The following is a 22,726-nucleotide window of genomic DNA, read 5'->3' as shown; positions in this document are numbered from 1 at the left end:
TTCGTGTGGAGTTTCTTTTTCATGAGGAAAAGAAGCGTATGTTATAATATAAGGACAAAACTACAGAAAAAGAGTAAAGGGAGGACTTATGGAGCAAAAGCAACATCGAAAAGAAAGTGTTATTCATCTCATTTATCGTTTAGTTATGATTATTTTTGGAGCAGCATGCGCGGCGGTAGCAATTGAACTATTTTTAATGCCAAATAAAATTATTGATGGTGGAATTATTGGTATTTCTCTTATATTAGATTATCTTACTCCTAACATTTGGTGGTTAAGTTTTTCTACTTTAGTCGTTGTTCTCAATATCCCATTTATGTATTCCGGTTATAAGCAAATTGGAAAAACATTTATGTTATCTTCGACATTTGGTATTGTAGCGTTAGCTTTCATTGAGTCAACGTTACATGCGGTACCGCCATTTACAACAGAACCTATTTTAGCGACAGTGTTTGGTGGTCTTATTTTAGGTCTTGGTGTAGGACTTGTAATTCGTCATGGTGGATCGCTAGATGGAACTGAAATTATGGGGATTTTATTAACGAAGAAATTACCATTCTCTGTTGGTGAATTCGTAATGTTTGTGAACTTATTTATTTTTGCATGGGCAGCATTTGTGTTTGGTGTGGAACAAGCGATGTATTCTGTTATGACGTACTATATCGCATTTAAAACGATCGATACAGTAATTCAAGGGCTAGATGAAACGAAGGCGGTTTTAATTGTATCTGATCAATATGAGGAAGTATCAAACGCGATTTTGCATCGTCTTGGCCGTGGAACTACAAAGCTTGTAGCGAAAGGTGGTTACACGGATAAAGAAAAAGAAGTTATTTATGCAGTTGTAACGCGTCTAGAAGTGACGAAGTTAAAATCAATTGTGCATGAAATTGATGAAAATGCATTTGTTACGATTATGAGCACGCAAGAGACAAATGGTGGTAAGTTTAAATCGGCTATTCACTAAAAAGTTTATAGGAATATTTTTCGGAAGCAGAGAATTTTTCTCTGCTTTTTGTTATAATAGTAAGGTTTCTTGAAAAAATAGATATATTTTAGGCAGATTGGTTTACAACTATAATAAGCTGTACTATAATTCAAATAGATATAAATCGGAATCATTCTGAATTAAAATAGGTGAGATGCTATGAATAATATATTAGAAATTGAAGGTTTAACATTCCGATATGAAGATCGGAATGTGTTAGAAAATATTAATTTGCAAGTTCCGAAGGGAGCTTTTTTAGGTTTAGTGGGACCGAATGGTTCAGGTAAATCAACTTTACTTAAGTGTTTATTAGGTGTTTTAAAGCCAAAAGAAGGAAGCATTCGCGTGTTTGGCGTTGATAGTAAGAAGTTTAAGGAATGGAACAAAGTTGGTTATGTATCCCAAAAGGCAAATAGTTTCAATTCTGGTTTTCCAGCAACTGTTTCTGAAGTTGTGTCAATGGGACTTGTTTCGAAAAAAGGGCTTTTTCGCTTTTTCACAAAAGAGGATAAGAAAAAGGTAGAAAAAGCAATTGCTGATGTAGGGATGAGTGAGTTTCAAGATCGTAACATTGGAGAGCTTTCTGGTGGACAGCAACAGCGTGTATTTATTGCTCGTGCGCTCGTTAGTGATCCTGAATTGCTTATTTTGGACGAGCCTACTGTTGGAATTGATGTAAAAAATGTGGAAAGTTTTTACGAAATATTAGAGGATTTAAACAAAAGGCTCGGGATCACATTAATTCTTGTTACTCATGATATGGGAGCTGTTACCGAAAAAGTAACACATGTTGCATGCCTAAACCAACATCTACATTTCCATGGAAATGTAGAGAAGTTCCGAGAGTTAGAAGATGCAGAAATGTCCGTCTTATATGGACATCATGTTCATCGTTTAGAACACGAACATGAGCATCACGGGAGGATATAATGATACAAGATTTTTTACAATATGACTTTTTACGTAATTCTTTATACGCTGGTATTTTAATTGGACTTGTTGCACCGCTAATTGGTGTGTTTGTTGTTATTCGTCGTTTATCTCTTATTGCGGATGCATTAAGTCACGTGACGTTATCGGGTATTGCAGCAAGTTTATTACTTGAAAAAACCATTTTTACAGGTGGATTTTTAACCCCCTTATATATGGGGATGATTTTCTCGATTGGTGGAGCGCTACTAATCGAAAAGTTACGAACTGTATATAAGCACTATCAAGAATTAGCAATTCCAATTATCCTTTCGGCAGGGATGGGGGTTGGAGTTATTTTCATTTCACTTGCAAATGGATTTAACACAGACTTATTTAGTTATTTATTTGGTAGTGTCAGTGCTGTAACAAGTACAGATTTAATTATTATTGGGATTGTAGCAATTGTTGTTGTTGCGACAATTATTTTATTATATAAAGAGCTGTTTCTATTATCATTTGATGAGGAATACGCAGTATCAACTGGTTTAAGAGCGAAATGGATTCACTTTATTTTCATTATATTAGTTGCTCTTGTCATTGCAGTATCAATGCGTGTAGTGGGGGTTCTTCTGGTATCATCATTAATGACGTTACCAGTTGCAGCAAGTATTCGTATTGCTAAAGGATTTAAACAAACAATTTTCTTTTCCATTTTATTTGGTGAAATTGCAGTAATTGGTGGAATGTTTGCTTCGTATCAACTTGATCTAGCGCCAGGTGGTACAATTGTTATGATAGCAGTTCTTATTTTAATCGGTGCGATTTTATGGAAGAAGAAAAAAACTGCATAAAGTAGGGATAGGTATGAATCTAACAGAAGCTTTACGCCTAATGAAAGAAAAAGGATATAAACATACTGGAAAAAGAGAAGAGATGCTCAGATTATTTGCAGCACATAATCGTTATTTAACTGCGAAAGACGTTTTAGAGCATATGAAGGACGATTATCCAGGGCTTAGTTTTGATACGATTTATCGTAACTTAACAGTTTTTGCTGAGATTGGTGTTTTAGAACAAACGGAATTAAATGGTGAAAAACATTTTCGTTTTACTTGTTCTATTATGGAACATCATCATCATTTTATTTGTTTGGATTGTGGGGGAACGAAAGAGATTACTTCCTGCCCAATGGATTTTATGAATAAAGATTTTACCGGTTATGAAGTAACGGGTCATAAGTTTGAAATATATGGTCGTTGTCCAAAATGTGCAAAGTAAAAGCTCGTCGGTTATATAACTGACGAGCTTTTTTACGTAGAAAAGAAGGTTGCTCACAAATATTGTGGCAACCTTCTTTTTATTGTTCTTGTGTCTCTTTTTCTTTTTCTCGTTCAGCAGCCATTTCAGCAGCAATTACGTCGATTTCTTTTTTCAGTTCTTCTACCATTGTTTCTTCTGGCACTTTACGAACGACTTGCCCTTTACGGAATAATAATCCCTCTCCACGTGCACCGGCAATACCGATATCAGCTTCACGAGCTTCACCAGGGCCATTTACAGCGCAACCAAGTACTGCAACTTTAATTGGTACTTGAAGTGTAGAGATGTATTCTTCCACTTCGTTAGCAATGCTAATTAAATCGATTTCAATACGACCACAAGTTGGACAAGAGATAAGTGTTGCTGCATTAGACGCAAGACCGAATGATTTTAATAATTCGCGAGCAACTTTTACTTCTTCAACTGGATCAGCACTTAATGAAATACGTAGTGTATTTCCGATGCCTTTATTTAAGATTGCTCCAAGACCAGCAGCACTTTTTACAGTTCCGGCAAACAATGTTCCAGATTCTGTAATACCTAAATGTAATGGATAATCAAAAGCACGAGCAGCTTTCTCGTATGCTTCGATTGCTAAGTTAACATCAGAGGCTTTCATAGATACGATAATATCGTGGAAATCTAAGTCCTCTAAAATTTTAATATGATGTAGCGCGCTCTCAACCATACCATCTGCAGTTGGGTACCCGTACTTTTCTAAAATGTGTCGCTCTAATGAACCAGCGTTTACACCGATACGGATTGGAATACCGCGCTCTTTTGCTGCATTTACAACAGCTTCTACTTTATGGCGACGACCAATATTACCTGGATTGATACGTACTTTATCGATGCCACCTTCAATTGCTTTTAAAGCAAGGCGATAATCAAAATGAATATCAGCAACAAGTGGAATGTTGATTTGTTTTTTTATATCAGCAATAGCATCTGCTGCGCGTTCATCTGGAACGGCAACGCGGACGACTTGACAGCCGGCTTCTTCTAAACGCTTGATTTCAGCAACTGTTGCTTCAACATCATGTGTTTTTGTTGTTGTCATACTTTGTATAATTAATTCATTATTACCGCCGATTGTTAAATTACCGACTTTAACTGGACGTGTTTTTGTACGATGAGTCATTTCATTCACGAATAGATCGCTCTCCTTATAAAAGAAGTTTCTTATTTAGTCCCTCATATCAATGATAGTATACGTGATATAGGGCTATAGAAACCGAAGTACTCGGTTTCACTTTTACTATTGTATCAGCGCCTTTATGTAATTGACAAGGATTAAGTGATAGCTTATTGATATAACGGGAATTTATAAGACTTTCCAATTTGTATTTTTGTAGCAGATGTACTTTTGTTTAATTGTTTAAAGTCGTCAATGACTTTTTCTATGGAAGGAATTTTTTTCTTGTTAATTTGTTCTGTAATAGAAAGAACTGTCTCACCAGTTTTTACTTCAATTGTTTTATAAGATACATCCGTTTCTTTTTCTGTTTTGTTCGCTTTATTTTGTTGACTGTCTGTGTTTTCTTTTTTAATTGTTTGAGCAGCAGTTGTTTTTTTATATGAACTTAACATCGGTAAAGTACCGATTTTTATATCGTAATAAAATATATAACCGAGAACAAGCACGAATAGGAATATACCTAATCTCTTCATATTCTTCACTCCTTTGCTAGGAATATATGCTTGTCCAAAAAAAAAATGCCTATTTAGGCATTTTTTTTCGTTCTTATTTTTCTTTCGGTTTTGGAACTTCTTTAATTGTTAAGTACAGAACAATTAAAACAACTGCGATATAGATGAATGTTGATCCAGGTACGACAATCTTGCATGCATCCATAATCATAAAGAAGATTGTTGGAATTGTGTAGCTGTATGCAGTTAGTGTCCAAACTTGTTTATAGGATAGTTTACGTTGACCGCTCATAGCAGAACCGATGAACGCAAGTAAAGTCACGCCTACAAAAGTTATGAATAATTGGAATAGGTACACTAAGAATCCAATAACAAATAATAAAATTGGATAAATATTATCGAATAAAGAAATAAATTCTTGTAGATCTTTTTTCTCAAGAGATGCACCTAACAAATCGTTATAAGAATACGTTTGTGTTTGACCATTTCCCATAGAGACTACTTTATCTTTTAAAACAAATAAACCTGTTTTATTTTGATATTTTTCTAGGTCTGTTGAATTTGGATCAAATACGAAAAGTGTATTTCCTTCTTCTTTTTCAATAGGTTGATCAATATCAGCTTTTAGTTCGCCATTTTCGATTTTAAAATCAGGTAAATCTTTATCGATGACTTGATTTACCATGCCAACACCATCCTGGATAAAACTACCGTACAAAAAAGTTCTTGGAATAGTAGTAATTAAGCAAAGTAGCATAATATACAAAATGGTTTTACCGATTTTTTGAAAACGGAATAGCGCCATATCTTTAGGCGAGTATATGCTTTTTACGAATTGGGTAAATATGGACATAGATTCACTTCCTTTATGTATGTATAAAATCATTGTAACGTAGGAATCTAGAGAATCTCAAGATATATTATATTTACATATAGTGGAGATAACTAAATTTCTTTTATTAACTTTCTTCTTTTAAATAAGAAAAATACAATTGACACTTTTCTTTTCTATATGGTAAATTTATCTTACATTTCTTAAAGAGCATATCCGATAGGAATTCCTTTATTTGATATGTTGTTACATACATAATTGTGGACCCTTAGCTCAGCTGGTTAGAGCAGACGGCTCATAACCGTCCGGTCGTAGGTTCGAGTCCTACAGGGTCCATATCCATTTCGCATGTTTATTATGTTAGCAGGAAGCTTCCTTGTAGAAGGAAGCTTTTTTTACGGAATATATGAGCATTTTAATTGAAAAGAAGTGGGAATTTTGCTACTTTAATGATAGCAAGACAATGTGATTTATTTGTTTGCACCCTATGGCAATTAGGGTAGAATGAAGTTGTATGTCACTTAAGTGGCAATACATAAACTGGGAGGAATATAACAATGGCAAAACACGAATTACCAAATTTACCTTATGCGTATGATGCTTTAGAGCCTCACTTTGACAAAGAAACAATGAACATCCATCATACAAAACATCACAACACGTACATTACAAACTTAAACGCTGCTTTAGAAGGTCATGCAGAATTAGCTGACAAAAGCGTAGAAGAATTAGTTGCAAACTTAAACGAAGTACCAGAAGCAATCCGTACAGCAGTACGTAACAATGGTGGCGGACATGCTAACCATACATTCTTCTGGACAATCCTATCTCCAAACGGCGGAGGACAACCTGTAGGTGAACTTGCAACTGCAATTGAAGCAAAATTCGGTAGCTTCGATGCATTCAAAGAAGAATTCGCAAAAGCTGGCGCAACTCGCTTCGGTTCTGGTTGGGCTTGGTTAGTAGTAAACAATGGTGAGTTAGAAGTAACAAGCACTCCAAACCAAGATTCTCCTTTAACTGAAGGTAAAACTCCAGTTATCGGTTTAGATGTTTGGGAGCATGCTTACTACTTAAACTACCAAAACCGTCGTCCAGACTACATCGGCGCATTCTGGAACGTTGTAGATTGGAACGCTGCTGAAAAACGTTACCAAGAAGCAAAATAATCGTAATAATATAGAAAAAGCTAGGGGAGAGCTCCTAGCTTTTTTCTATGCTTTCCTTTTACATAATTGGGCTTGTCTTTGGAAGACTAGAACATGAAGTAAAGGAGAGTTGTGTATGAAATGGAAACATATAATTGGTGACGTTGAAGTGAATCGGGATTTAGTGTTATTGCTCCTTATAGGAGGTTTATACACGCTCGCAATTTCTTTATCGAATACGTTTGTAAATATTTATTTATGGAAACAAACACAAAATTATGTGAATCTTGGCTTGTATAATTTAGCCAGCGTGGTATTACAGCCTCTCACATTTCTTGTAGGGGGAAAATTAGCGAAACGTATCGATCGTTCGATTTTATTACGAATAGGAGTAGGGACGCTCGCAATTTTTTTTATTGTTGTCTTAGTAGCAGGGAAAAGTGCTTCTCAGTATATTTTATTAATGGGGGCTCTTTTAGGAGTAGGATACGGTTTTTACTGGTTGGCTTTTAACTTATTGACATTTGAAATTACAGAACCAGAAACAAGAGATTTCTTTAATGGGTTTCTTGGACTTCTTACATCCTTCTCTGGAATGATTGGACCGATAGCAGCAGGATACACAATTTCACGTATGGAGAAATGGAGTGGCTATACTGTTATATTCTTTCTTTCATTAGTTCTATTTGCAATTGCTGTCGTCTTAAGCTTCTTTTTATCTAAAAGAGAATGTGAAGGGCGTTATGAAATCGTGCAAGTATTGAAAGAACGACGGATTGATAAAAATTGGGGAAAGATTACACGAGCTCATTTTTTCCAAGGATTGAGAGAAGGAACGTTTATTTTTGTCATTTCAGTATATGTTTATTTAGCAACTAATAGTGAGTTTGCATTAGGGAAATACAGTTTAGTGAACTCTGCTGTATCCTTTGTATGTTATTACTTAGTTGCTCGTATGTTAAAGAAGGAGTGGCGAAAAAAAGCAATTTTACTTGGAGGCATTATTTTATATGCTGTCGTCTTTTTAGTTATTTTCAATGTTACATACACGAAATTACTTATTTATGCGGCATGTATTGCAATTGCATATCCTATTTTACTTGTTCCGTACGGATCAATGACATATGACGTAATTGGTAGAGCGAAAAATGCGAGAGAATGGCGTGTGGAATATGTCGTTGTTCGGGAGCTGTGGTTAAACGCCGGAAGAATCTGTTCCATTTTAAGTTTTTTATGTGCTGTACTATTCTTTCCACCTGAAAAAAGTTTACCTTACTTATTATGTATTTTAGGTGCTGGACATTTTCTTATTTATTTTGCAGTTAAAAATGTCAAATATGATGAGAGAAATGCGAGTAAAGCAAGTGTTGTAACGCAAGGGAACGCGCAAAACCAAACTGAACCAGAAGGTTAACTTCTCGTTTGTTTTATGCTAGAATAGAAAAAGATGTAAGACAGCAGTGAGGACACCTGTATGAAGGTGTCCCTTTCACATTACATAGCTGTTGGTAGAGGGGGTTTGTATGAGCAAGAAACAGAAGCAAAATAAGAAAAAGACCCACGTTCCTTTTCGGTTAAACGTGCTGTTTTTCTGCGTGTTTTTAATGTTCTCCGCGGTTATTGTAAGGCTCGGATATGTACAAATTGTTCGTGGTGAAGAATATAAGAATGAAGTGGAGAAGAAAGAAAACTCAACGATAAGTAATCCTGTACCGCGTGGGAAAATATTTGACCGTTATGGGCGAGCTGTAGTAGATAATGTAGCCATTCGTACTATTACATTTACAAAAATGAAAGGATCAACTGCAGAAGATCGCTTAGAAACAGCGAAAAAGCTAGCAGATTTGATTGAAGTACCGACAGATAAATTAACGGATCGCGATAAAAAGGATTATTGGCTTGCTATGCATAAAGAGGAAGCTAAAGAAAAAATTACGAATAAAGATCGTCAAGAGTTTAAAGATAAAAAAATTGATGATAAAGAATTAGACGAGCGCCAGCGAAGTCGTGTAACAGAAGAAGAGGTTAATCAATTATCCGCAAAAGATCTAGAAATACTAGCGATTAAGAGTAAGATGGATGGCGGATATGCAATGACACCTCAAGTTATTAAAAAGGATGCTACAGAAAAGGAATATTCGATTATTAGTGAAAACTTAGCAGCATTACCAGGTGTAGATACGAATGTTGATTGGGATCGAAAATATACGTACGATGATTTATTCCGAAGTGTACTTGGTGGGGTGTCGACATCTGATGAAGGTTTACCTAGAGAAAGACTAGATTACTATCTTGTTCGTGATTATAATCGAAATGACCGAGTAGGAAAAAGTTATCTTGAGCAACAGTATGAAGATAGCCTACACGGTACGAAAGCAGAAGTTAGAAATGTTACAGATAAAAACGGTAATATTTTAGAAACGATTAATGTATCAAAAGGACAAAGTGGTAATGACCTGAACTTAACAATTGATATGGAATTACAAAAGCGCGTGGAAGATATTCTTGCGAAGAATTTAATGAGGTTTAAAGGAAGCGAACCTCTTTTAGATCGCGCATTCGTTGTAATGATGAACCCAAAAAATGGCGAAGTTTTATCTATGGCGGGGAAACAATTAGTTAACGAAGATGGTCAAACGAAAGTAAATGACTTTGCATTAGGTACCATGACAAGTTCTTATCCGATGGGATCAACTGTAAAAGGTGCAACAGTACTTACTGGATATCAAACTGGTGCGATTCAACCAGGATCGGTGCAATTGGATGAACCAATTAAATTAAAAGGTACACCTACGAAGTCGTCTTGGAAAACGATGGGATACATTAATGACCTTACAGCTTTAAAAATGTCTTCTAACGTTTATATGTTTAAAACAGCGATGAATATCGCCGGTGTTCAGTATGTGAGAGGTGGTACGTTAGATATACCTCAAAAAGCATTTGATACGATGCGTTATTATTTCGGACAGTTTGGACTTGGTGTAAAAACAGGAATTGATTTACCGAATGAATCTGCTGGTCAGATGGGTAGAAGTAGTCAACCAGGTTTCTTACTAGATTTATCAATTGGACAGTATGATACGTATACACCGCTTCAATTAGCGCAATATATTTCGACGATTGCCAATGGCGGATATCGTATGCAACCACAAGTTGTAAAAGAAATTCGTCAACCGGCAGTGAAACCGGATGAAGTTGGGAAAGTTGTTCAATCTATGGAACCGAAAGTATTAAATCGTGTTGATATGCCAGAATCGCAAATTAAACGTGTTCAAGAAGGATTTAGACAAGTTTATAATGATTCAGGTGGTACAGCTACAAAATACTTTACAGGTGCAAAATATAAAGCGGCAGGGAAGACAGGTACCGCGCAAACTGTGTATGGCGGAGATAAAGAGATTGGTAGAAAGGCAAACGGTGAACGTGTGGAAACATATAACTTAACATTAGTAGGCTATGCGCCACTTGAAGATCCAGAAGTAGCATTCTCTGTTGTCGTTCCGTGGGTACATGATGATAAGACTGGTATTAATGGATATATTGGTCGTGAAATTATGGACGCTTACTTTGATTTGAAAAACAAAGAAGTAAATGGTGAAGCTCCAAAAGATGATAAAGACAATAAAAATAAAGAGCAAGATGATGAATAAAAAAGTTGTAAAAAAGCACACTATCTGAAAAGATAGTGTGCTTTTTTTTATGGTTTATGCATATCGTGTAATAAATGTGGACAAGTATACAACATTGAAAAAAACGCGGCCGTATAAATGATACTTGTATATGGTGGGATAGGGGATAAATATTTTATAGGGAAATCGTCAGAGGAAATGAATAGCTACTACTGAATTAAAATTGTACCATATGTTGATTTATGTGGAACTTTACAAAACTTTTACAAACAATTAAAACCGAATTAATAGTTTAGCAGTATTCTTATATCTGTAATCCTGTTATTTCCGGTTACTTCTAGGAGGAAGAACACGTGAAATGGATGCGTACACCGATTAAAGTTTTCGTATTATCAATATGGTTCCTCTGTTTTGAAATGTCTACTGCATTTGCTTTAAATGATACGGGAGAAGTGAGAGTTGATGGATCCTCAACGGTTTTTCCTATTATAGAAGCAGTAGCGGAGGAATATACAAAGGTGCATCCAGACGTGAAAATTTCCATCAGTATTTCTGGAACTGGGGGAGGATTTAATCGTTTCAGTAAAGGAGAAGTAGATATAAATAATGCTTCGAGAGTAATGAAACAAGTCGAGAAAAATGAAATGAAGAAAAACTCTATTCAGTTCACACCTTTTGAGGTTGCTAACGACGGTCTTACGATTGTTGTGAATCGCCATAATACATGGGTAGACGATATGTCAGTAGACGAGTTACGACTACTTTGGAGTGAAGATGGAAGAGAGAAGCGATGGTCACAAATTCATTCAACATGGCCACGTGAACAAGTGAAGTTTTATGCACCAGGCGTAGACTCTGGTACGTATGATTATTTTCAAAATGTCATCTTACAAAATCATCGCATTGTAAAAAAAGTCTCTTTGTCTGAAGATGATCAAGTTATTATGCAAGGGGTAATGAATGATAAACATGCCATTGCTTTTGTAGGATATGCTTATTATATGGCTAATCGAGATAAGGTGAAAGCAATAAAAGTAAATGGTGTATTTCCGACGAAAGAGACCATTCAATCAGGTAAGTATAAGCCGTTATCTAGGCCGCTACTTACTTATGTGAATAATGCATCTATCCGAAATAAAATGAATGTAGCAAACTATGTTGAGTTTATGATTCAGCATGTCGGTAACCTCGCTGAAGAGGTCGGGTATGTAAAATTAAAAAAAGAAAAATACAATGAACAGCTGCGTATGTTAACAGAAATAAAAAGGTAATGTCAGGGTGGAAAGGGGTTTTCATCTTTGGCTCATAATGACAAAAGTCAAATTACATTTTCTGTACAACATTTGATTGAAAGAAATACAAAACAAAGAAAAAAAACGCAGCGAATCAATCGAATAGTACCTTTATTACTAAAAATAATTGCTAGTGTTTCTATTGTGACGACACTTGGCATTGTTTTTACGCTCTCTAATGAAACAATCATGTTTTTTCAAAAAATATCATTATACTCCTTTTTGACGGAGAAAGAATGGTTACCATTTTTTGAAGACCCTAAATTCGGTATATTACCACTTATATGTGGAACGTTCCTTGTAACAGCAATTGCTATGTTTGTAGCAATTCCTATCGGTTTAGCGTGTGCCGTATTTTTAAGCGAATATGCTTCAAATAGTGCACGGAAAATATTAAAGCCGATGTTAGAGCTATTAGCAGGTATCCCGACAATTGTATATGGTTTTTTTGCATTAACAGTTGTTACACCGCTTTTACAAAGGATTATACCAGATTTACAGTTTTTTAATGCGATTAGTCCAGGAATCGTTATCGGATTTATGATGATGCCTACAATTGCATCTCTATCTGAAGATGCGATGAGAGCTGTGGCGAAAGGGACGAAAGAAGCTTCATTAGCACTCGGAGCGACGCGGTTTGAAATGGTAAAACAAGTGGTGTTTCCGTCCGCTTTTACAGGGATTATGGCAGCAATTATATTAGCAGCTTCTCGTGCGATTGGTGAAACGATGATTGTTGTAATTGCAGCAGGATCCACACCAAATGTATCGCTTGATCCGACACATTCTATTCAAACGTTAACAGCCTATATTGTGCAAGTAAGTTTAGGTGATGCTCCGCATGGAACGATTACGTATTACAGCATGTATGCTGTAGGCGCAACGTTATTTTTGTTTACCTTTATTATGAACATCATTTCGCAGTCAATTATGCGCCGTTTTAGGAGGATGACATAATATGCGAATGTTGAATCATAAAAAAATACAAAAAAATATGGCATCACGCTTTTTAAAAGATCGAATTTACAAATTGTTATTTTATATAGCAATTTTATTTTCAATCGTAATTTTGTTTTTGTTACTGTTTCAAATTGTTGAAAAAGGTATAAGTTATCTTTCAATAGATTTCTTTACAAATTTCGCTTCACGTAATCCGAAAGAAGCTGGTATTGCTGCAGCTTTGTCAGGGACAATATTATTTATGAGTATTGTTATACCTGTTTCTTTTATATTTGGAGTTGGAACAGCACTTTATTTAGAGCAATATGCGAAGGAATCTCTATTTAAAAAAATAATAGAGATTAATAATCAAACGTTAGCAGGAGTACCATCTGTTGTATTTGGATTGCTTGGTTTAACTATTTTTGTATATGCTCTTCATTTAGGAGAGAGTATAGTTGCAGCAGCATTGACGATGAGTCTACTCGTTTTACCAACAGTTGTTGTGGCGAGTCAAGAAGCAATTCGATCAGTACCAAGTGTTTTATTAGAGGGTTCTTACGGATTAGGTGCTACGAAGTGGCAAACGATGTATCAAATTGTATTGCCATATGCTTTCCCAGGGATTATAACGGGCTGTACGTTAGCGATATCAAGAGCAATTGGAGAGGCTGCACCACTATTAGTTATTGGGGCACTTGCGTTTGCAAATTATGTTCCATTTAGTATGTTTGATAGATTTACAGTTCTACCAATTCAAATTTTTAATTGGATGAGTAGGCCACAAGAAGAATTTCAGTATGTAGCAGCAGCTGGGATGATTGTTTTGTTAGGTTTGTTGCTATTTATCAATATATTTGTTTTATGGTTACGAAATCGAAAATAAGTTGGAAGTGGATGAAAGGGGAATTCAAATGGTAGCAACAGTAGTAAATGTACAGGTGAAAAACGAAGAGAAAATCGAGACTGCGCCAAAGAAGGTAGTATTTGATACGAAAAACTTAAATTTATGGTACGGGGAAGACCATGCTTTAAAAGATATTAATTTAAGTATTCATGAGAATGAAGTTACAGCCATTATCGGTCCAAGTGGCTGTGGTAAATCAACTTACTTAAAAACATTAAATCGCATGGTAGAGTTAGTACCGATCGTTCGAACTACAGGTGTAATTGAGTATAGAGAACGCAATATATTTGATAAATCATATCCAGTTGAAGAATTAAGAACGCATGTAGGAATGGTGTTCCAAAAGCCAAATCCATTTCCAAAATCTATTTATGAGAATGTAACATACGGTCCAAAAATCCATGGTATTCGTGACAAAAAGACATTAGATGAAATTGTTGAAAAAAGTTTACGTGGAGCAGCGATTTGGGATGAGTTAAAAGATCGTTTGCACGATAATGCATACGGTTTATCTGGTGGACAGCAACAGCGTCTATGCATCGCACGCTGCTTAGCTATTGAGCCAGACGTTATTTTAATGGATGAGCCAACATCGGCATTAGACCCAATTTCAACATTAAAAGTAGAAGAATTGATTCAAGAGCTAAAGAAAGATTTTAGTATTGTTATCGTAACGCATAATATGCAACAAGCAGCGCGTATTTCAGACAAAACAGCTTTCTTCTTAAGCGGGGAAGTTGTGGAGTATACAGATACAAACAAATTATTTACGACTCCTTCAGATAAGCGTACAGAAGATTATATTACAGGTCGCTTTGGTTGATATCGTTTCAAAGCTAAGAGCAAATGCCCTCTTAACAGAGGGCATTTCTTATTTTATCTTACTGTTAATAAAGAAGTAATACTTCTCCTTATCTTAAGGTTTATTACAAGCGTAAGAGGCTATGTAGGAGATTTACCCCGCTATTTGCGGGCAGTAAGACCCCCACCTTAAAATTTAGCGAAAGCAAAGAAGTTAGGGAGGGGATCTTGCTGCCTATCAAATCCCGATTGATGAGGGTTGATTAAAGTTTCACTTTTATATAATGGCACATAATATTGAGGGGGAAGAAAAATGGTAAGAGAACAGTTTCAAGGTGATTTAAAAGCGTTACAGCAAAAGGTGATTGAGCTTGGAGAATTAGCAAATGCGGCTTTATTGATTGCTATGGAAGGTCTGCATACAAGGGATGTAGAGAAAGCGTTAGAGGTCATTGATGGTGATTACCGCATGGATAATTTAGAAGAGGAAATAAACGATCTTGCGCTTATGCTCATTACGAAGCAGCAACCTGTAGCAAGTGACTTAAGAAGGATTTTTATTTCAATTAAAACAGCGACAGATTTAGAGCGCATTGCAGATCATGCTGTTAATATTGCAAAGGCTACAATTCGTCTTGGGGAAAAAGAAGTGGCTGTTAGTTTGCACAACCTAGATGAAATGTTTGCGGTTGCAAATGAGATGTTGCATTTAGCGTTAGAAGCATATGAACAAGAAAATTTAACTTTTGCGAAACAAATTGCTGAAATGGATGATTCCGTTGATGAAATATATGGAAAAGCAATTCGTGAGTTTATATCTTCAGTTCCGGAACAACCAGAAGCAATTACGCAAATTACACAATTATCATTTGTCGCGAGATATATTGAGCGTGTAGCAGATCATATTACAAATATTGCTGAAAATGTCTTTTATTTAGTAAAAGGAAAGCATTATTTATTGAATGAGTAGGAAAAAAAGCAGGTGATGAGAAATCACCTGCTTTTTTTAGTCAAAACATGACAAAAAAAGCTCGTTGTTTCCTTTAGTTTATGATGATAAGATGTATCATAATGTAATGGAAAAATTAGTATATATGTTTGTCGTTAATAAGTATTATTTACCAATTTATAGTAAGCGCTTTCTTGTTGTTTGAAATGTACGTTTTTATAGGTTAGAAATTTAATTATATAGTCTTCTAAATGAGGATGTGTTTAACTAATCAAGTTTATGCTGCTAGTTCATGTGGGATAGGGAATATACATATGGTATATGGAGTTACTGAACATTATATAAGTGGAGGCTGAAGTATATGAAGGGGGTTATTTTAGCTGGAGGAAAAGGAAGGCGCCTTAGACCATTAACATGTAATACTCCAAAGCCGATGTTACCATTATTAGAAAAAACAGTTTTAGAATATAATATTGAGTTATTACGCCAGCATGGTATTCGTGAAATTGCAATTACTGTTCAATATATGAGTACGACCATTAAGCAATATTTTGGTGACGGTAGTAAATGGGGAGTTAACTTGTATTATTTTGAAGACTCTCCTCCGCTTGGTACAGCAGGGAGTATTAAACAAGCAGAACAATTTTTAGATGAAACATTTGTTGTGATAAGCGGGGATGCATTAACTGACTTTCAATTATCAGAAGGAATTAGGTTTCATGAACAAAAGAAAAGAATGGTAACAATGTTTGTGAAAGAAGTAGAAAATCCACTCTCATTTGGATTGGTTGTAATGAATAAAGACCAGGAGGTTACACGATATATAGAAAAGCCGGGCTGGAATGAGGTAGTATCTAATGTTGTGAATACAGGCATATATATTATGGAGCCAGAAATCTTTTCTTACATACCGCCTAGGCAATTTTTTGATTTCAGTCATGATGTGTTTCCGTTATTGGCAAACAAAAATGTGTTATTCGCATATTTGTCAGAAGGTTATTGGTTAGATATCGGCACATTTAATCAATATCGACAAGCACAATTTGATTTGTTAACGAAAAAGTTACAAGTACCTATTCCTTATACAGAAGTATTACCGATGGTATGGATGGGAGAAGGGGTGACGATTGGTAAAGGGACGAAAATTCATGGCCCCTCTTTTATTGGAGAAGGAGCAAAGATTGGTACAGGAGCTGTAATTGAGCCATATTCTATTATTGGGAAAAATAGTATCGTTTCAAATTATTCTCATCTTCAAAAAAGTATTGTTTTTGCAAATGCCCACATTGGGAAGTATTGTGAACTATTAGAAACGACAATAGGAGAGCGTACAATAGTTGAAGATGATGTTACACTGTTTCAAAAAAGTGTTGTAGCGGATCACTGTCATATCGGAAGAAGTACGGTAATTAAGCAAAAAGGAAAACTATGGCCTTATAAGGCGATTGATAGTCATTCGATAGTAGGAGCGGCTGGTATTCAAGAGAGTGAAATGAGTGCAGGGTGGTTACAAAAAAGCCGCATTGTAGGAAGAGGGAATGTTGAAATTACTCCCCAGTTTATCGTGAAGATTGCGATGGCGTATGGTTCTCTTTTTAAAAAAGGAGAAAGTATATTAATTGGAAGTCAAGAAAATATAGAAACAACCTCTTATAAAAATTTATTTTTACATGCTATTCATGGTATAGGGATTCATACGATGGAATGTAAAGAAATGAACGAGTCACTTTTTCAATATAGTGTTCACCAGTTGAAGTGTGCAGGTGGTGTTTTCATTCAAGTGGAGAATGAGAATGAGATTGTTATAAAGTTATACGGTCAAGCTGGCATGCCGTTAACGTATAAGCAGCAAAAAGAGATAGAACAAGTATATATGTCCGAATTGTTTTATTACGTGCATGAGAAAGAAATGGGGCGTAATAAGCTCGTTCATGTTTCTATGAATGAGTATATAGAAGTTATATTGGAGCATATTGATATCGAGAAAATACAGATGCAGAAGTTTCATCTTCTTATTAATAAGAGAAATGATACGTTGCAACATTTACTCATGCTCTTTCTGCAAAGACTTGGTTGTACAGTTACATGGATTTATGCAAGCGAACAAAAAGATCATGTGAAAGCTTTGATGAAATCAAGTAAAGCGAATATGGCTCTTATGTTTTCTGAGCAAGGAAATCATTTCGAGTTATACGATAAACATAGTAATATTTACCAAGGTACAGATTTGGAAGAGGTAGATATTCCAGATTTCTTACTCGAATCGACAGGAAATATTTACCCAATGTCTTTGAAGTTAGGAGAATGTTATCTTCTATTTTATACGCAGGATGAAAGAAAGTCGTTTCAAGTAAGGTGGAAGCGAGATATTTTATATCGGATTGGAAAATTATTCGAGCTAATAGCATTGCAAGGAAAAACGTTTCTCAGCATAGTAGAGCAATCACCTCCGCTCTATTTACTTTATGATGAAGTGGTATGTTCATGGAATGAAAAAGGGGAAATTATGAGGAAATTATTGGATGATATAGAAAGGAAGGGAGAAGGTATATTTGAAGGAGTACAGTTCAAATATACTGAAAAAGAGTGGTCTTATATCGTTTCTGACACAAAACAACCAAAATTTTTGGTGTATTCACATGCTAGAAACCCAGTAATAGCAAGGGAAAATATGAAAAATCTTATAGAAAAAATTAGACAATATCAAAAGGTGTAGAATTTTTATTTTAAAAGTGGTATTATAGTATAGTCTGATTTAAGTTATTAGTACTGGAGGGAAATAAGAATGCGTGTGAATATTACTCTAGCATGTACAGAATGCGGAGATCGTAACTATATCTCAAAGAAAAATAAACGTAACAACGCTGAGCGTATCGAGCTTAAAAAGTATTGCAAGCGTGACAAGAAGTCTACGTTACACCGTGAAACAAAGTAAGCAGTAGGAATATTTTCCTACTGTTTCTTTTTTTTATTCGATTCCTATGTTAAAAGTGATACACTATCAGCATAGAGTAAAGTGTCACTGTAAGGGGGAGAATGTGTGAAAGCAGAGAAAGTACGTTTACGTAAACAAATAATAGAACACATGAATTCTTTATCAGAAGAACAGTATACAACTTTATCAGAACAGATTGCATTTTCGTTGTATGCGCAAAAAGAGTGGGTTGAAGCTAAAACAATTGGAATTACTCTTTCAATGGAAAATGAAGTGAATACATATCCTATTATCGAAAAAGCTTGGGAAGAAGGAAAGAAAGTTGTAGTTCCTAAGTGTAATAAAGGAACTAGAACGATGTCCTTCCGGCAAATTAATAATTTTGATCAATTAGAAACGGTGTATATGAATTTACGTGAACCGATTCCTGGGCTTACGGAAGAAGTGAATATGGATGAAATTGATCTTCAAATTGTGCCGGGCGTAGCTTATACAGAACGAGGAGAACGAATTGGGTACGGCGGTGGCTATTATGATCGTTATCTCGTGCATTATAAAGGGAAAACGCTGTCATTAGCGTATGATTTTCAAATGGTAAAACACATTCCAGTAGAGCCATTTGATAAAAACATAGAAAAAATTATTACAGAAAAAGGAACACTGCTTATAAATAAGCTTGTATAGACAAATAAAAATTGACGAGACTTTTTCTTCTTGATTATAATAAAATATGTGAACGTTTTCTTATTATAATTTTTTATAGTAAGTGAGCATAGAGGGTGATGAAATGGTATCTATTTATGATATTCAGCAATTGCTAAAGAAATTTGGTACGATTATTTATACGGGAGATCGAATTGCAGATTTACAATTAATGCAAGATGAATTGCGTGAATTAAATCAATCACAGCTAATCGATCCACAAGACTATCAAACAGCTTTATTTTTATTGAAGCAAGAAATTCAAAAAGAGCTAAATAAGAATTAGATAAAGGTAGGTAAGCAACATGGAAGAGAAATGGTTAGTTGGTGTTGACCTTGGTGGTACAACGATTAAATTAGCATTTATTAATGTATACGGTGAAATTTTACATAAGTGGGAAATCCCTACGAATACAGGTGAGCAAGGAAAACATATTACACTTGATGTTGCGAAAGCAATTGATAAAAAGCTAGAAGAATTAGGCGAATTGAAGAGCAAATTAATTGGTATTGGTATGGGAGCTCCTGGTCCTGTACATGTGGCGTCTGGAATGATTTATGAAGCGGTTAATTTAGGATGGAAAAACTATCCGCTAAAAGATTTATTAGAAGTAGAAACAGGATTACCTGTTGTTATTGATAATGATGCAAACTTAGCAGCGCTTGGTGAAATGTGGAAAGGTGCTGGTGAAGGTGCAAAAGATTTAATCTGTATGACACTTGGTACGGGCGTTGGTGGTGGTGTGATCGCCAATGGTGAGATTGTACACGGCGTGAGTGGTGCTGCTGGTGAGATTGGACATATTACAGTCGTTACAGAAAATGCTTTCCCATGTAATTGCGGGAAGTCTGGTTGCTTAGAAACAGTAGCATCTGCGACAGGTATTGTACGTGTTGCTATGCAAAAAATACAAGAGACTAATAAAGAGAGCATGTTGCGTTCTATGTTAGCTGAAGAAGGACGTATTACATCAAAAGATGTCTTTGAAGCACTTGGACAAGGTGATGAATTAGCAGGTGAAGTAGTAGAAAAAGTAGCTTCTTATTTAGGATTAGCTGTAGCGAACCTTTCTAGTACATTGAACCCAGAGAAAATTGTTATTGGTGGAGGCGTGTCTAAAGCTGGAGATGCGTTATTAGAACCAATTCAACGCTATTTCGAGCAATACGCTTTCTCACGTGCTGTAAAGAGCACGAAGTTAGCTATTGCAACACTTGGTAATGATGCAGGTGTTATCGGAGGAGCTTGGCTTGTAAAAAAGCACAAATACGAAGCGAAGATGATATAAGTTGTGAAATATGAAAAGAGGAAGGGGGAACCCTTCCTCTTTTTGTGTAAAATCTCGATGAAGAATAAAGTGTAAACGAATTAAGCTGCTGGTGGATACCCGTTATATAGAACAGTCATGATCGTAAACCATCCGAAAACGAGTACAGTTGCAATTGCAAAGCCGCTCGCGAAAAAGTTTTTTTCACGAAGTGTTCTAAGCGTAGCAAATACAGCTAACAGAGTGACAAGTGTAAAAATAATAACAAGGCCCATACAATATCCTCCTCTGTCTACCCATTTCTTATTATGAGTTTTTGGAATATTTACTCTTTTATATTGTACATGTTTTAAAAATGATTGTCGAGATAGCATCCTTTCTTTTCCTCAGAGAAAGAAATGTTGTATCATTAAAAGTAAGTTTAATAACTGGAGGAGATTTTCATATGAAATGGATACAAATGCCGTTAGGCCCATTACAAACAAATGCTTATATTTTAATGAACGATCAAAAAGAGTGCATTATCTTTGACCCTGGTCATGAAGGTGAAAAGCTCGTTACATATTTACAAGAAAAACAATTAAAACCATTGGCTGTTTTATTAACACATGCTCACTTTGATCATATCGGTGCTGTTGATGCCGTAAGAGACGCTTTTCATATTCCTGTGTACGTACATAAAGAAGAAGCAGATTGGTTAGGAGATGCAACTGTAAACGGCTCTCAAATTTTTATGATGAACCGCAGTATTACAGCAAAACCAGCGGATCATATTATTGATGCAGAAGGTACATTAACAATTGGATCATTTAATTTTGAAATTTTTGAGACACCAGGACATTCTCCAGGAAGTGTTTCTTATTATAGTAAAGAAGCGAATGCTGTATTCTCAGGAGATGTATTGTTCCAAATGAGCATTGGAAGAACAGATTTGCCTGGTGGAAGTTTTGCTGAATTAATTGGAAGTATTGAAGAGAAATTATTTGTATTACCAGATGAAACAGCGGTGTTATGTGGACATGGTCCAGAAACAAGCATTGGCTTTGAAAAAGAAAATAATCCGTTTTTACAATAAGGAGTCATTATGGGAATGGAGCTCATTTTAAGAGAATGGATGGGGAAAGAAAAGGATTATTCAATTTCATATAGTACGTATATGAACCTTGTATTGTATACGGAGGGTCATGGATATTATATGAAAGAACGTGAAAAGATTGGAAGACAAGGGGATTTTTTTACAAGTAGCAATGTATCCTCTGTTTTTGCAAAAACTTTTGCTAAACTTTTTATTCGTCTTGTTGAAAATGGTGAAGTTGCTTCGAATATTTGTGAGGTTGGTGGGGGAACAGGGAAGTTTGCCTATGATGTTTTACAAGAATGGAAGCAATTATCTCCAAACACCTTTATTAATTTAAACTATTCAATGATTGAAGTGAGCCCTTTTCATAGGAAATTACAGCAGGAGCAACTTGGCTCATTTTCTAATGTATCGTACTATACCTCCTATAGTGAAATGGGAGATTCTTTCGAGGGAATTCTTTTTTCGAATGAGTTGTTTGATGCATTTCCTGTTGAAGTAATTGAGAAAAGAAATGGTATATTGTATGAAGTACGTATTACATATACAGAGGAAGGAAACCTTTCAGAAGTATGTAGGCCGTTAAATAAAAGAATTGGTCGCTATTTATTGAAATATAATATTCATATTGCTGAAGGGCAACGTTTTGAAGTACCAATTGTTATGGAGGAGTATATAAAAGAAATTTCGAAATGGTTTCAAAAAGGTATATGTATTACAGTTGATTACGGATACACAAAAGAAGAATGGATGCATCCAGCACACCGCGAAGGAAGTTTGCGAGGATATTATCAGCATAAGCTAATGCGTAACCCACTAGCGCATCCAGGTAAAATGGATCTTACTACTCATGTTCATTGGGACGAGCTAAAGGAGATGTTTAGTATGCAAGGAATGAGTGCAGTATGGCATAAGAAACAATCTGAGTTCTTGTTAGCTGCAGGGATATTAGAACAGCTTACGAGCCATCAAGATACGAATCCTTTTTCTGAAACGCAAAAACAAAATCGAGCAGTTCGTTCTATGATTTTAAATGGAGGAGTAGGGAGTTCGTTTGATGTTGTTATACATACAAAAGATATGCAACATTTACATTTGGATCAGTATGTAACAATATAAAAAACAAGACACAGTATATACTGTGTCTTGTTTTTTAATACGACTTATGTAGTATTATATATTTCCTCTCATGATATATATTTATATTAAAGATATGAGATAAAAAATATAGAATACGTTCTTTTTCTGCGATTATTAGTCCCTAACCCATGCCCATCAACTTAAGAGTGAGCACAACCTGAGCTTTCGACTCATCGGATCAAAACATTCCTAAAATAAAAGCATACTCTTAAAAATAAGCATCTCAAATAAACCCT

Annotated in this window: 23 protein-coding genes and 1 tRNA gene; 20 read left to right on the top strand and 4 right to left on the bottom strand. The window is 35.4% G+C overall.

The window, feature by feature from the left end:
- Nucleotides 1-88: 88 nt before the first annotated feature.
- The 4 genes from MR168_RS11490 (at nt 89) to MR168_RS11475 (ending at nt 3,178) form a co-directional block, all read left to right on the top strand.
- Entirely contained in the window at nt 89-967 is an 879-nt protein-coding gene (locus MR168_RS11490) for a YitT family protein (protein ID WP_000435963.1), read from the top strand.
- A 180-nt stretch (nt 968-1,147) separates the two neighbouring features.
- Nucleotides 1,148-1,918 carry a metal ABC transporter ATP-binding protein gene (locus MR168_RS11485; protein ID WP_001059661.1) on the top strand — a complete coding sequence of 257 codons (771 nt, stop codon included), beginning with the start codon at nt 1,148-1,150 and terminating at the stop codon, nt 1,916-1,918.
- Nucleotides 1,918-2,751 carry a metal ABC transporter permease gene (locus tag MR168_RS11480; RefSeq protein ID WP_006927042.1) on the top strand — a complete coding sequence of 278 codons (834 nt, stop codon included), beginning with the start codon at nt 1,918-1,920 and terminating at the stop codon, nt 2,749-2,751. The genes MR168_RS11485 and MR168_RS11480 overlap by 1 nt, the downstream gene beginning before the upstream one ends.
- A gap of 13 nt (nt 2,752-2,764) precedes the next feature.
- Complete coding sequence (locus tag MR168_RS11475) at nt 2,765-3,178, top strand: Fur family transcriptional regulator (protein ID WP_001054516.1); 414 nt, start codon at nt 2,765-2,767, stop codon at nt 3,176-3,178.
- A gap of 79 nt (nt 3,179-3,257) precedes the next feature.
- Here the strand turns inward: MR168_RS11475 and ispG are convergent, their stop codons facing one another.
- From ispG to yqgB, 3 genes are all read right to left on the bottom strand, one after another.
- A complete protein-coding gene (gene ispG, locus MR168_RS11470; protein WP_153577907.1) occupies nt 3,258-4,361 on the bottom strand; it encodes a flavodoxin-dependent (E)-4-hydroxy-3-methylbut-2-enyl-diphosphate synthase in 1,104 nt (367 codons plus the stop codon).
- A 164-nt stretch (nt 4,362-4,525) separates the two neighbouring features.
- Entirely contained in the window at nt 4,526-4,891 is a 366-nt protein-coding gene (gene yqfZ, locus MR168_RS11465) for a protein YqfZ (protein ID WP_000825414.1), read from the bottom strand.
- A 73-nt stretch (nt 4,892-4,964) separates the two neighbouring features.
- Nucleotides 4,965-5,723: a protein YqgB gene (gene yqgB, locus MR168_RS11460; RefSeq protein WP_000021897.1), complete on the bottom strand. Its 759-nt coding sequence runs from the start codon at nt 5,721-5,723 to the stop codon at nt 4,965-4,967.
- 241 nt (nt 5,724-5,964) lie between these two features.
- Between yqgB and MR168_RS11455 the strand changes: the two genes are divergently transcribed.
- The 14 genes from MR168_RS11455 (at nt 5,965) to glcK (ending at nt 20,293) form a co-directional block, all read left to right on the top strand.
- Nucleotides 5,965-6,038: transfer RNA gene (locus MR168_RS11455), tRNA-Ile, on the top strand.
- 221 nt (nt 6,039-6,259) lie between these two features.
- Nucleotides 6,260-6,871 (top strand): superoxide dismutase [Mn], encoded by a 612-nt coding sequence (sodA, locus tag MR168_RS11450; protein ID WP_001052031.1) that lies wholly within the window; start codon nt 6,260-6,262, stop codon nt 6,869-6,871.
- 115 nt (nt 6,872-6,986) lie between these two features.
- Entirely contained in the window at nt 6,987-8,264 is a 1,278-nt protein-coding gene (locus MR168_RS11445) for an MFS transporter (protein WP_006927033.1), read from the top strand.
- Nucleotides 8,265-8,373: 109 nt separating this feature from the next.
- The gene (locus tag MR168_RS11440; RefSeq protein WP_000038977.1) at nt 8,374-10,500 is read left to right on the top strand and encodes a peptidoglycan D,D-transpeptidase FtsI family protein; all 2,127 of its coding nucleotides are present in this window, start codon (nt 8,374-8,376) and stop codon (nt 10,498-10,500) included.
- A gap of 332 nt (nt 10,501-10,832) precedes the next feature.
- Entirely contained in the window at nt 10,833-11,750 is a 918-nt protein-coding gene (locus MR168_RS11435) for a PstS family phosphate ABC transporter substrate-binding protein (RefSeq protein WP_006927031.1), read from the top strand.
- Between the two features lie 27 nt (nt 11,751-11,777).
- A complete protein-coding gene (pstC, locus tag MR168_RS11430) occupies nt 11,778-12,728 on the top strand; it encodes a phosphate ABC transporter permease subunit PstC (RefSeq protein ID WP_000940918.1) in 951 nt (316 codons plus the stop codon).
- 1 nt (nt 12,729) lies between these two features.
- Nucleotides 12,730-13,596, top strand: a complete 867-nt coding sequence (gene pstA, locus MR168_RS11425) for a phosphate ABC transporter permease PstA (RefSeq protein ID WP_001242557.1) — start codon at nt 12,730-12,732, stop codon at nt 13,594-13,596.
- A gap of 28 nt (nt 13,597-13,624) precedes the next feature.
- Complete coding sequence (gene pstB / locus MR168_RS11420) at nt 13,625-14,440, top strand: phosphate ABC transporter ATP-binding protein (RefSeq protein ID WP_000226686.1); 816 nt, start codon at nt 13,625-13,627, stop codon at nt 14,438-14,440.
- A 291-nt stretch (nt 14,441-14,731) separates the two neighbouring features.
- A complete protein-coding gene (gene phoU, locus MR168_RS11415) occupies nt 14,732-15,388 on the top strand; it encodes a phosphate signaling complex protein PhoU (protein ID WP_000251240.1) in 657 nt (218 codons plus the stop codon).
- Nucleotides 15,389-15,728: 340 nt separating this feature from the next.
- Nucleotides 15,729-18,083, top strand: coding sequence for a sugar phosphate nucleotidyltransferase (locus MR168_RS11410; RefSeq protein WP_086412402.1), 2,355 nt, complete (start codon nt 15,729-15,731; stop codon nt 18,081-18,083).
- Between the two features lie 69 nt (nt 18,084-18,152).
- Nucleotides 18,153-18,302, top strand: coding sequence for a 50S ribosomal protein L33 (rpmG, locus tag MR168_RS11405; protein ID WP_001265616.1), 150 nt, complete (start codon nt 18,153-18,155; stop codon nt 18,300-18,302).
- A 105-nt stretch (nt 18,303-18,407) separates the two neighbouring features.
- Nucleotides 18,408-18,986, top strand: coding sequence for a 5-formyltetrahydrofolate cyclo-ligase (locus MR168_RS11400; RefSeq protein WP_000642750.1), 579 nt, complete (start codon nt 18,408-18,410; stop codon nt 18,984-18,986).
- Nucleotides 18,987-19,089: 103 nt separating this feature from the next.
- Complete coding sequence (locus MR168_RS11395; protein WP_000253699.1) at nt 19,090-19,290, top strand: YqgQ family protein; 201 nt, start codon at nt 19,090-19,092, stop codon at nt 19,288-19,290.
- Between the two features lie 19 nt (nt 19,291-19,309).
- Nucleotides 19,310-20,293 carry a glucokinase gene (glcK, locus tag MR168_RS11390; RefSeq protein ID WP_000391701.1) on the top strand — a complete coding sequence of 328 codons (984 nt, stop codon included), beginning with the start codon at nt 19,310-19,312 and terminating at the stop codon, nt 20,291-20,293.
- An 80-nt stretch (nt 20,294-20,373) separates the two neighbouring features.
- On the opposite strand, the gene MR168_RS11385 is transcribed toward glcK, so the two are convergent.
- Complete coding sequence (locus MR168_RS11385) at nt 20,374-20,547, bottom strand: DUF2759 domain-containing protein (protein WP_000524852.1); 174 nt, start codon at nt 20,545-20,547, stop codon at nt 20,374-20,376.
- A gap of 170 nt (nt 20,548-20,717) precedes the next feature.
- On the opposite strand from MR168_RS11385, the gene MR168_RS11380 reads away from it, so the two are divergent.
- Entirely contained in the window at nt 20,718-21,347 is a 630-nt protein-coding gene (locus MR168_RS11380) for an MBL fold metallo-hydrolase (protein WP_086412403.1), read from the top strand.
- Between the two features lie 9 nt (nt 21,348-21,356).
- Nucleotides 21,357-22,469: a class I SAM-dependent methyltransferase gene (locus MR168_RS11375; protein WP_086412404.1), complete on the top strand. Its 1,113-nt coding sequence runs from the start codon at nt 21,357-21,359 to the stop codon at nt 22,467-22,469.
- The last annotated feature ends 257 nt before the right edge of the window (nt 22,470-22,726 follow it).

It is taken from the genome of Bacillus cereus group sp. BfR-BA-01356 (assembly GCF_022663635.1).
Lineage (GTDB): Bacteria > Bacillota > Bacilli > Bacillales > Bacillaceae_G > Bacillus_A > Bacillus_A cereus.
Note: the sequence above shows the minus strand (reverse complement) of the source record. Positions and strands in the feature narration are given on the sequence as shown.

What these genes read in the sequence shown, in the direction of transcription:
- pstA (WP_001242557.1), top strand. Translation starts at nt 12,730, where the DNA reads ATGCGAATGTTGAATCATAAAAAAATACAAAAAAATATGGCATCACGC.
- MR168_RS11395 (WP_000253699.1), top strand. Translation starts at nt 19,090, where the DNA reads ATGGTATCTATTTATGATATTCAGCAATTGCTAAAGAAATTTGGTACG.
- MR168_RS11375 (WP_086412404.1), top strand. Translation starts at nt 21,357, where the DNA reads ATGGGAATGGAGCTCATTTTAAGAGAATGGATGGGGAAAGAAAAGGAT.
- MR168_RS11490 (WP_000435963.1), top strand. Translation starts at nt 89, where the DNA reads ATGGAGCAAAAGCAACATCGAAAAGAAAGTGTTATTCATCTCATTTAT.
- sodA (WP_001052031.1), top strand. Translation starts at nt 6,260, where the DNA reads ATGGCAAAACACGAATTACCAAATTTACCTTATGCGTATGATGCTTTA.
- yqfZ (WP_000825414.1), bottom strand. Translation starts at nt 4,891, where the DNA reads ATGAAGAGATTAGGTATATTCCTATTCGTGCTTGTTCTCGGTTATATA.
- yqgB (WP_000021897.1), bottom strand. Translation starts at nt 5,723, where the DNA reads ATGTCCATATTTACCCAATTCGTAAAAAGCATATACTCGCCTAAAGAT.
- MR168_RS11385 (WP_000524852.1), bottom strand. Translation starts at nt 20,547, where the DNA reads ATGGGCCTTGTTATTATTTTTACACTTGTCACTCTGTTAGCTGTATTT.
- phoU (WP_000251240.1), top strand. Translation starts at nt 14,732, where the DNA reads ATGGTAAGAGAACAGTTTCAAGGTGATTTAAAAGCGTTACAGCAAAAG.
- MR168_RS11480 (WP_006927042.1), top strand. Translation starts at nt 1,918, where the DNA reads ATGATACAAGATTTTTTACAATATGACTTTTTACGTAATTCTTTATAC.
- MR168_RS11445 (WP_006927033.1), top strand. Translation starts at nt 6,987, where the DNA reads ATGAAATGGAAACATATAATTGGTGACGTTGAAGTGAATCGGGATTTA.
- rpmG (WP_001265616.1), top strand. Translation starts at nt 18,153, where the DNA reads ATGCGTGTGAATATTACTCTAGCATGTACAGAATGCGGAGATCGTAAC.
- MR168_RS11485 (WP_001059661.1), top strand. Translation starts at nt 1,148, where the DNA reads ATGAATAATATATTAGAAATTGAAGGTTTAACATTCCGATATGAAGAT.
- MR168_RS11380 (WP_086412403.1), top strand. Translation starts at nt 20,718, where the DNA reads ATGAAATGGATACAAATGCCGTTAGGCCCATTACAAACAAATGCTTAT.
- MR168_RS11440 (WP_000038977.1), top strand. Translation starts at nt 8,374, where the DNA reads ATGAGCAAGAAACAGAAGCAAAATAAGAAAAAGACCCACGTTCCTTTT.
- pstB (WP_000226686.1), top strand. Translation starts at nt 13,625, where the DNA reads ATGGTAGCAACAGTAGTAAATGTACAGGTGAAAAACGAAGAGAAAATC.
- glcK (WP_000391701.1), top strand. Translation starts at nt 19,310, where the DNA reads ATGGAAGAGAAATGGTTAGTTGGTGTTGACCTTGGTGGTACAACGATT.
- MR168_RS11475 (WP_001054516.1), top strand. Translation starts at nt 2,765, where the DNA reads ATGAATCTAACAGAAGCTTTACGCCTAATGAAAGAAAAAGGATATAAA.
- MR168_RS11410 (WP_086412402.1), top strand. Translation starts at nt 15,729, where the DNA reads ATGAAGGGGGTTATTTTAGCTGGAGGAAAAGGAAGGCGCCTTAGACCA.
- ispG (WP_153577907.1), bottom strand. Translation starts at nt 4,361, where the DNA reads ATGACTCATCGTACAAAAACACGTCCAGTTAAAGTCGGTAATTTAACA.